3 protein-coding genes are annotated in these 3176 nt (G+C 59.4%); all 3 read left to right on the top strand.

The window, feature by feature from the left end; all coding sequences use genetic code 11:
• On the top strand, positions 1-513 hold a 513-nt coding region (locus tag SGJ19_01390), incomplete at its 5' end, for a hypothetical protein (protein MDZ4778888.1).
• 259 nt (positions 514-772) lie between these two features.
• Entirely contained in the window at positions 773-2920 is a 2148-nt protein-coding gene (locus SGJ19_01385; protein ID MDZ4778887.1) for a DUF5700 domain-containing putative Zn-dependent protease, read from the top strand.
• A 157-nt stretch (positions 2921-3077) separates the two neighbouring features.
• Positions 3078-3176: 2-oxoisovalerate dehydrogenase (locus SGJ19_01380; GenBank protein ID MDZ4778886.1), on the top strand; the 99-nt coding region annotated here is incomplete at its 3' end.

The following is a 3176-nucleotide window of genomic DNA, read 5'->3' as shown; positions in this document are numbered from 1 at the left end:
CGCTGGGGGCTGGAGTTGATCGAGTATGCCGGGCGGGAGATCGGCGGCAAAGCTCGCGTGAGAACGGAAAAGAACCGCGTTACCTGTGCCTGGGACTCGACGCTGGAAGACTGGTTCGTGAACGGGGCGAAGGGGTTGGAACACGGGTTGACGATCCGGCAGAGGCCTGTGAGACTCGAACTCCGGCTGGCCGTGCGGGGTGGCTTGCGTCCGGAGGGCGGAGGCAGCGCCGTGCGGTTCGTGGACGGCTCGGGATCAGCCGTGGTGAGCTACTCGGGGCTAAAGGCTTGGGACGCGGATGGGCGTCTGCTTCCGGCCCGCATGGAAGGGTGCGACGGCGTGCTCCATCTACGGGTGGACGATCGCGAAGCCCGCTATCCAGTCAATCGACCCCGTGGTCCAGCAGGCTTACCTAAAGCCAGCGGCCGAGGCGAGTTTTTTCGGGATTTCGGTGGCGGTTTCCGGCGACACTGTGGTCGCAGGGGCTGTCACTTTCAGGATTATCTGGCATAGATCCGTCAACATTATTTGGTGTACCCGCCCGGCGCCCCGAGGCTGCAACTTCGAGTTGCGCAAACCTGTTGCCATCCCAGGCCGTAACGCATACAGTTTCGCAAGGCGCAAACGCAGGAAAGCAAGGGGAAGCCGCATCGTTGCGCAACCGAGCGTTTGTGCAACGTCGAATTTGGTACGGCTCGGTAGCCCGTACCAGTTTGCCGAACCTTGCGCGACTTCACGTTCTCTATTTTGTTGTTGCTAGACTTGCGACAGCATGTCACTTGCTGCCACCCTCCTCACGCTCGCACTTGCCGATTGCGACGACATTGTGGCTGCACGTTCGGGCGACCTCTTTCTTGCCTGCCACTCCCCATCAGACAAATTCACCGTTCCAGTCAACGGGCACAAAGCAGTGAATGACGAGATGGATGGTTACGTCATTCGGCTGAAGAAAGATTCCCATGAGATTGTGTACGTGACTCGCATGGGTGGCGGCGCCTACGATTCAGCGTCGCGAGTAGCGATCGACGAGGAAGGCAACGCATGGGTTGCGGGCTTCACCAAGTCCGCCGATTTCCCCGTGGCCGCCGACGCTTGGCAGAGGACGTACGGCGGAGACGGAGACGCATTTCTCATGAAGCTCTCCCCCTCCGGCCGTGTGCTGTTTTCGACCTTCATTGGCGGTCCGAAGTCTGACTTCGGAAACGCCATCGTTATGGTTGGCAATCAAGCCGTGATCGCTGGCACCAGCGACGGGGACGGGTTCGTCCAAAGTGGGCCGTCGAGGCAAGTGACCTTCGGGGCTACAGGGGAAGAGAAGCTGACGGGGCTCGCCCAACACAAGGGAAAACTATACGCAACCGGCTACACCAAGTCGAACGACTGGAAAACCCTTCGAGGCCTGAGTGATGCGTTCGTCGTCAGGCTGAACGCGCAAACGCTCGCGATCGAGAGCGCCGAGTACTTCGGCGGCAGCGGAGACGACTCCGCTTGGGGCATCGCGATTGACAAGCGGGGCCGCATATTCATAGCTGGCCAAACCAGTTCTACCGACCTTCCGGGAGCGAGTCGAGGCTTTCAGCGGCGGTACCGAGGGAACATTGATGCTTTCGTCGCCCAGATCGGAGGCCCGGCGACCTACTTCGGCGGCTCGCAAAAGGACGAGGCTGGATACGACGGCCAGAACATCGCGATCGATACCGACGGTAGCGTGTGGATCGCAGGAATGACGTACTCGACAGACCTCCCAGCCGAGGGTTCATACGGCGGGGGCGACGGAGATGGCTTCATCGCCAAGTTTACGCCAGCGCTCAACAAAGTACACTTTGCGTCTTATGCCGGCAGCCCTGCGAGAGAAATCGGCGAGGGCATTGCGATCGTTCCCGGTGGGGCATTGATGACGATGGTCCGCCTTAGCGACAAGGAGGGCGTTTCTGTTGGACCCTTTTTCGCCCAATCCGTGATCTCTGTCTGGCGACCGGCCCGCCCCCTCACTCCAAACCCCCGATCAGAAATTCGCATTGATACCGGCGAGGCCGATGCGGCCTTGGCGTTTCTCGCGGAACACGAAGATGTGTCCCGCATCTGGGGTACGGAAGGCTACATCCGGCTCAAGAAACGTGAGGCGGAGATGGGCCGCTCGTTTTCGGAAAATGAGTTTGAGCAATTCCTTGATTCTGATGCCCTGAGGCGACGGAAGGAAGCGCTGCGAAGCACGCTCACTCGATGGAAACAGGCTGACATCAAGGCGATCACTGAGCGTGTTCGGTCTTATCTGCCTCCAAACGCGCGTCTCCGCGCCACTGTTTACATAGTGATCAAACCGCGCAGCAACAGCTTCGTGTACGAACTGGCAACGAATCCAGCCGTTTTCGCTTATCTCGATCCGGAGATCACAAAGGAAGAATTCGAGAACACAATCGCCCACGAGCTCCATCACGTCGGGCTGGCCAGCCTGGAAGACGCCGCCCACCAGGTCGGTTCTTCTTCCGCAAATGTGCGGCAGGCGGTGAAGTGGATTGGAGCTTTCGGAGAGGGCCTCGCAATGCTGGCAGCCGCAGGCGGGCCCGATATTCACCCTCACCTCAACAGTTCCACTCAGGACCGGGCCCGTTGGGATGCCTCCCTCAGAAACCTCCGTCAAGACATGCACTCCGTCGAAGCGTTCCTACTCGATACGATGGCAGGCAAGCTCGATGAAAAGCAGCAAAACGAAAGAGGGATGTCTTTTTTTGGGGTACAGGGTCCGTGGTACACCGTCGGTTGGACCATGGCTGTAACCGTCGAGAAAGTGAAGGGACGCCCCGCTCTCATCGACTGCATGACCGACATGCGCACACTACTGCGCTACTACAACGACGCGGCAAGCCAATTACAGCCGAAGTGGTCGGAAAAATTCTTGAAAGCCTTGGCCAGCCCGTAGCGACGCTGGTTCAGGCGATGGCCGGGCGAATAGAACCGGCAAAACGGCAGTTGCGACCGCGATCCCAGGGCCTGTACGGCGACTGACGTATTGTTCTAGCCCAACTCACGCTGATCTCGCGCACGCAGTCAGTGTAGCATAGTTCTGGGGTCTTGCGATGAACGAAATCATATTCCTGGTCGAAGACGCGCCAGAAGGTGGCTTCTCGGCCAGGGCGCTCGGGCACTCGATATTCACAGTGGCGGACACCGAGCGG

The organism is Planctomycetia bacterium (assembly GCA_034440135.1).
Taxonomy (GTDB): Bacteria; Planctomycetota; Planctomycetia; order Pirellulales; family JALHLM01; genus JALHLM01.
This window is presented reverse-complemented; position numbering and strand designations above follow the sequence as displayed.

What these genes read in the sequence shown, in the direction of transcription:
- SGJ19_01385 (MDZ4778887.1), top strand. Translation starts at nt 773, where the DNA reads ATGTCACTTGCTGCCACCCTCCTCACGCTCGCACTTGCCGATTGCGAC.